This is a genomic window from Tropicimonas sp. IMCC6043 (assembly GCF_004146235.1).
In the GTDB taxonomy this organism is placed as follows: domain Bacteria; phylum Pseudomonadota; class Alphaproteobacteria; order Rhodobacterales; family Rhodobacteraceae; genus Tropicimonas.
Map to the genome: position 1 here is coordinate 1 of NZ_SELO01000092.1, position 5,732 is coordinate 5,732.

The 5,732-nt window shown below is 61.1% G+C and carries 6 protein-coding genes; all 6 read right to left on the reverse strand.

Going from position 1 to position 5,732, the window contains the following annotated elements; translation table 11 throughout:
• Window positions 1–149 precede the first annotated feature (149 nt).
• Window positions 150–1,025 (reverse strand): hypothetical protein, encoded by an 876-nt coding sequence (locus EU800_RS25575; protein WP_129636289.1) that lies wholly within the window; start codon window positions 1,023–1,025, stop codon window positions 150–152.
• A gap of 42 nt (window positions 1,026–1,067) precedes the next feature.
• A complete protein-coding gene (locus EU800_RS25580; RefSeq protein WP_207210017.1) occupies window positions 1,068–1,817 on the reverse strand; it encodes a DUF2971 domain-containing protein in 750 nt (249 codons plus the stop codon).
• A 1,105-nt stretch (window positions 1,818–2,922) separates the two neighbouring features.
• A complete protein-coding gene (locus tag EU800_RS25585) occupies window positions 2,923–3,462 on the reverse strand; it encodes a DUF3489 domain-containing protein (protein WP_129636290.1) in 540 nt (179 codons plus the stop codon).
• Between the two features lie 113 nt (window positions 3,463–3,575).
• Window positions 3,576–3,803 (reverse strand): hypothetical protein, encoded by a 228-nt coding sequence (locus EU800_RS25590; protein WP_129636291.1) that lies wholly within the window; start codon window positions 3,801–3,803, stop codon window positions 3,576–3,578.
• A gap of 235 nt (window positions 3,804–4,038) precedes the next feature.
• On the reverse strand, window positions 4,039–4,482 hold the full coding sequence (locus EU800_RS25595) for a MaoC family dehydratase (RefSeq protein WP_129636292.1): 444 nt from the start codon (window positions 4,480–4,482) through the stop codon (window positions 4,039–4,041).
• Between the two features lie 57 nt (window positions 4,483–4,539).
• A partial coding sequence (locus EU800_RS25600) for a hypothetical protein (protein WP_207210018.1) occupies window positions 4,540–5,732 on the reverse strand: 1,193 nt, incomplete at its 5' end.

Sequence of the window (5,732 nt, forward strand, 5' to 3'; positions counted from 1 at the left end):
AGTGGCCTGCGACGCCACGCAGACGGCCCCGAAACCGCCAATCCTGGGACCTTCGGACGGGCCGCGGCACCCCAGAACATTCAGGCGGACTTCTCGGCGAAGCCGAACGTGTTGATCAGACGTTCCTTCGATGCAGGGCGCGGCTGAAATTACCCCGCGCGGTCAGAGCGCTTCAAAACCCGGTCGAGATCGGCATAGGTGAAGGCTGGAGCGCGGCCGATTAGGAAGGATGGCGCGAATAAATCGATCGTCTTCTGGCTCGGTTTGAGAGCTTCTCGTATCTCGCGCCGGGCCTGTTTCAGTTGGGTGCTAGAAGGGTTGGCGATGCCGTCACGTTGAAAAACAGCCGTGACCATGCGCTCCAGACGATCCTGCCGCATGCGCCCGATGCAGTAGGTTCGGATGTATCGCAACAGCGATTGCAGAAACAAACCTTGGCAATGAAACGACTGCATGACTCCGCCGAGAGTCAACTCGAATGCGGCCGTCACATTCGAGGAGCGGTTCATCTCCCGATAGAAGGCCAGTGTTTGTGCCTCGAGGAAACCGACACTGATTTCCTCAGGTGGGGCGCAGAAGAGATAGGCTGGCACGGGTCGTTTCAGGCTCACCTGCTTGTAGAGATGCAGACCGAAACACAGTGCAAAGATGCAGGTGAGATTGTTCGCCGTCGCAACATTTAGGCCCCGCAGGTCTTCGATAAGCTCGCTCCAGCCGACACGCTCGCCGCTCGGCGCAAGCAGGAGGCCCTCGGCGACTGTGCCGTGAGCGTCGACGTGTAGCACTGGCCTCAATCCTTGCTCGGCCTCCACCGTTAACTGCCCAAAGAGATCGCTCATTTCGGCACGATTGCGAACGGCGTACGCGAAGACGGGAAACCCGCCGGCGGAGGCAAGGCCCTCAAGGTCTTCGAGGATGCGTCGACTGGGTCCAATCTCCTGTTCCGGCAGCGAGTGAATCCACACGATCGCGTTGGTCTGCAGTGTTTCCGAGAGCGTGATGGCGGTTTCCGAGTGGGATATCATTCTGGTGGGTCTCGACTTGCTCTGGTGCTTGCTTGCCTGGCATCAGACATATCGAGGTTGGCCGAGAAGGGTAGAAAGCTCAAGGCGATCACTTAACCCGGCGGCTGCCACATGTTCGGCGACGGTAGCCCGCTCGGTTTCTGTGGTGGTCGAGCCGAGCACAATGCGTTCGATCAGAATGGAAAGATCGACGTCAACAAAAATACCGTCTTCGGGAACCCGGACACCGAATTCCTCAGCCATTCGAAGAGAGATTGTGAGCCGATACTCCCGCTCCCACTCAAAGGCCCTATGCTTGAAGAAGAACCGTTCGAGCATGGAAACGCCACGCATGCGAACCTTCGTGAGGTCTACATATTGGACCGGACCACCCCAGAGATCTTCGACGCCATGTTCCGGTTTGAGACGGAATGGCTTGAAGGCGGCACGGATGCGATCGGGCGTGGTGCATATCGCGATACCTTTGTGCTCTCCGGAGTAGAGCTTCCACATGGCATCGCTCTCGTAGGCGGCGCGATGCCAGCAGCATACCTTAGTTAATCGCTTTAGCTGGAAAAAGGCGTGATCGACGCTCTCTATTTCGGCGTAGAGCGGATCGTGTGGCGGCGCGTTCAACTGAACCGCAACGGCACCTTCGAACGGATCGATGAATTGGTTGGCCGATGCAAAATAGAGCCGGCTCTCCGCCAGGGTTGAAAGAAAGCGCTCGAAGCGAAAAAACTTCCAAAGCGTCTCGTTGCCCTCGGCGGCAGCGTCGCCAATCGTCGCAAAACAAACTCCCAGTTTCAGCACCGCTTCCGCAATGCCCAGCTCTCAAGTGGACCTTCCGTAACATGCTGTAGGAAAAGCGCAATGCTCCACTAGTGGACTGACAATTCCCAGTGATCTGCGTCTGGGGAAACGGGCGGTTGCAATCACCCGCTGATACCTCGGGGAAGCTGTAAGAAGTCGTCAGTAAGACAACGTCAGTGACCGCCTACTGCGCAAGGCTGCCGACCAGGACACCTTGCTCTGCTCGCGCAACGAACATCAGGAAGGTCCGCTGACCGGCCGTCGGCGCGAGCTGCCGCGAACGTACAGTCCGTTGCGTGCCTTGCAGGATACCGGGTGGTATGGCGAGGATTGCCGCACCCGCAGCAAATGTCTTCAATGTCGGCAAACTACCAGATTATTGGGGTGTGAAGCGCGACTCGAACCAACCCCATTGACAGAGCTGCCCCTCTTGACTCATACATCAATCATCGCAGGAGAACGCCCGGAGAACATCGCTCCGGGCTTTTTGCGTTGCCCCCCTCCGAGGGTTCCTCCTTGGCGCATTTGTATGCGGGGGGGCTGAGCGCAGAAGATCGCCAGCGACAGTGGTTTTCACCGGGGAATCCACCCGGAATCCACCTGCGACGTCATCCATACAAAGTAAGCGTAATTACAATCACTTACACCGCACACGCAGTCGCAAAAAAGTGGATTCTTGACCAAAACTGTAAAATCCACCAAGGAATCCAGTCTGGCGGAATCCACCCCTTGAAATCCACGTGAGGATCCACTTCGACAACGGCCATGAACCAACACCCGAATACACCTCGAAATCTCCTGCGGCAGGACCAAGGTCCGGCCGCTTGAGCGGCCGCCCTGCACCAGAGACACCGCGCGTGGCTTCCTACACCAAGCCGCGGGACAGCGCCGCAATTCGCCACGCCTGATGGTGGCGCGACGGAGACTGCGCTGGGTATTTCCGCGAACCGTTGGATGAAACAACAGGTCTCCGGCGAGCGGCTCGAATGATCGCTCACGGGGCGCCGCATCTGCGACCGATGGATCGGCATTCGCCGACTGGGTGATGGCCGCGACATCACAGCCATCATGATTTTCGCTAACGCCTGTCGGCGCTGGAGATCAGTCAGGAAACGGCAATTCTGAAGACCCGACCCCGGTCGGGCTCTGCCGTCGCCTCAACGATCAGCCCGAGCTTCTTGCGCAGCGTGCTGGAGATCGCACCCCGAACGCTGTGCGCCTGCCAGCCGGTCTCGTCGGAGATCTCGGCAATTGTCGCGCCGCCAGGGGTGGAGAGCATCTCGATCAGACGGGCCAACTTCCTGCCGGCACGGGGCGCGTTGGGCTCGGCAACTGCGCATTGGGGTTCGGGGTTCCGGCCATCCAGCCGGGTGCGAATCTCAGCCGGCGACAACCCGATCGCTGCCAGCCCGGCCTCCGTTGCGATCAGCGTCGTACCGCAACCATCGCCAGTCTCCCACCAGAGTGGTTCGCCCCGCGCGATGTTCGCATCAATTTCCTCAAGCAAGCCGAGTTCGGACATCCTGGTCACCGCCTTCTTCGCGGCGGCGCCGTGCAGGCCCTTTGGGAGCGGCATGGCGAGCGCATCGCTCCGTGCTGCGGCGAGTTCGAGAATGCGGATCTGGGTGTCAGTGAGGTCGGACATCGTGGGCTCCGGAACTTCGGGTCCGCGGGATGCGGATCCTTCTACGACCTCCGGGCCCGGTCGACGTGCCCCGTTCGAGGGCACGTGCCGAGCGGGTCATGGATCGCAGCGGTTCAGTCCGCGTATTCGCCCTCGCGGAAGGCGCTGTTGGTGATGTCGGGTAGCCGAACGGCGTAGTGCTGCAGCGTGCCAACCTCGCCCCAGCCGACTTCTTCGGGGTGAGCGTTGGAATGGTTGTCACTCAGGGCCTGCAGGCGACGGAGCATCTCATCGATTTCGGTCTTGGCTGCGATGAAGGCATTCAGGGCGTGGGTATTGTCCGTCGGGCGGCAGGTCCTCATGGCTGGTGTCCGATGCAGTTGTGTTCCGTTGCGATTAGGTTCGCTCTGCCGCAGATGATCATCAACGACAATCGAAGCAATTTCATTGCGTTAATCACGTGCAGGATCACCCTTGCGGTGTCGGGGCGAATGGGGTCATGCCACCCTTGCTGGCCTCTCGCGGGGTGCAATCCAGAATGCGAGGCCCAAAGAACGGCGGGTATTTTTCATCGACGGCCCTCTCGATGCCGCGGCCTCAGTCGAGCGGCATCGTGTAGGTGGTCGCGTTCCCCTCGACGCAGATATCGCCTGTACTGTCGGTGACCACGACCTTCAGCCGGCAGATCGGCTTGTCGGCCCGCACGTCCAGCACCTCTACCCGCCCGGTGATTGTTTCGCCCACGCCCACGGCCTTGCGGAAGTCGATATTGAGGTTGAGGAACACTGTGCCCGGGCCCGGCAGGTCTTCGGCCACGCAGGCATTGAGGATGCCGGTCGTCACGCCGCCCTGGACGATCAGCTTTCCGAAGGCGGTCCGTTTCGCCAGCTCCTCGTCATAGTGCACCGGGTTCCGGTCACCGGTTATGCCGGTGAAGGCGACGATGTCCGCCGAAGTGGTTGTCCGGCTGCGCTGCGCGATCGCACCGAGTTCGGGCCGTCCTCTGACCACTCCGGCCCACCCGTCGATGCTGTCTTCCATCTCCATTCCTCCCTTTCACCTGTCTGTCCTGCTGCAAATCCCCGCCGAAATGGACCGTTACTGGGTCCGGGCGGCCGTGGGATCAGACGACGCGGCGAACCTGGCGCCGGTCACCAATCCGAGGATACGGCCGGAGCCGATCCGGCGGGCAATGTGTTCGGCGGCATCGAGTTGGCATCGGGCGCCATGAAAGTCTCCCGCCTCTTGCAGCCGCACCGCGATCTCCACGCGCAATCTCGCCTCGTGAAAACCGAACCCGGCGGCCGTCCACAATTGCCGCGCGAGCAGCAGAAGTCTCATGCGGTCGGGCTCATCTTCATTTTTGAGCTGGGCCTGCGCCTCGGCTACCATGGCGTGGACCGACGGCAGGGTTCCGGTCACGTCGCTGATTTCGGTACCGATGTCGTCAAGCGTCTTGCGGGCGATTTCCGGGCGCTCATTCCGCGCAGCGATCCAGGCCTTGTGCGCCTTGATCCAAAGCCGGCGTTGGAGATGGAACCAGGTGGTTCCGGAAAGCGTCCGGTCGAGCGCGGCAAGTGCGGCATCGATCTCGCCCGCCTCTGCCAGGAGCACGGCGTTGCCCGGCTCCCCGTCCCAGCCCACGGCATAAGCCTTTTCGAAATCCGCCCGTGCGGCGTCGAGATTACCGATCATGGCCTGCAAGTCGCCCCGGATCCGGTAGCCATCCCCGAGCGCCCAGCCTTCCTCCTCGGTCAGCTTGGCAATTGCATCGTTGATGCCTTTCAGGGCATCGGCAAGACTTTCCTGCGCGCCAGTAACCTCTGCGCGGTGCAGATCGCAGGTGCCGGTACTGACGGCAAAGCTCGCGCTGCACCAGGTTTCGAAACCCGCGCTCCACTGCTGGGCACGGCCCCAATCGGCGGTGTTGCGGCAGGTCCAGAGAATGTTGCAGTAGATAAGAGCACCCGTCACAGCGTCAGCCTTGCCTGAGAGCGCGATGGCCGCGGCAAGATCCTGCTGTTCCGCCCCTTCTTCCACCCGCCCGAGTGCCACGTTGTACAATCCCATGTAGGCAAGGCAAAGTGCCTTCAGACCGTCGGCATTGGCGGTCTCGGCCTCGATGAACGCTTCGGCGGCCACCTCCAGCGCCTCTTCCGGAAATCCTGTCAACGGCGGTGCGATTTCCTGCCAGAGGGCAGCACAAAATCCGGCCAGTTCCAGCGTGATCGGCGCCCCGGCAGACGCGCTCCCTATGTAGCTGGCGGTTGCCGGGGCGCCTTGGTCCGCGA

Coding starts and splice junctions, on each gene's coding strand:
- EU800_RS25575 (WP_129636289.1), bottom strand. CDS start 1,025: ATGATATCCCACTCGGAAACCGCCATCACGCTCTCGGAAACACTGCAG.
- EU800_RS25585 (WP_129636290.1), bottom strand. CDS start 3,462: ATGTCCGACCTCACTGACACCCAGATCCGCATTCTCGAACTCGCCGCA.
- EU800_RS25590 (WP_129636291.1), bottom strand. CDS start 3,803: ATGAGGACCTGCCGCCCGACGGACAATACCCACGCCCTGAATGCCTTC.
- EU800_RS25595 (WP_129636292.1), bottom strand. CDS start 4,482: ATGGAAGACAGCATCGACGGGTGGGCCGGAGTGGTCAGAGGACGGCCC.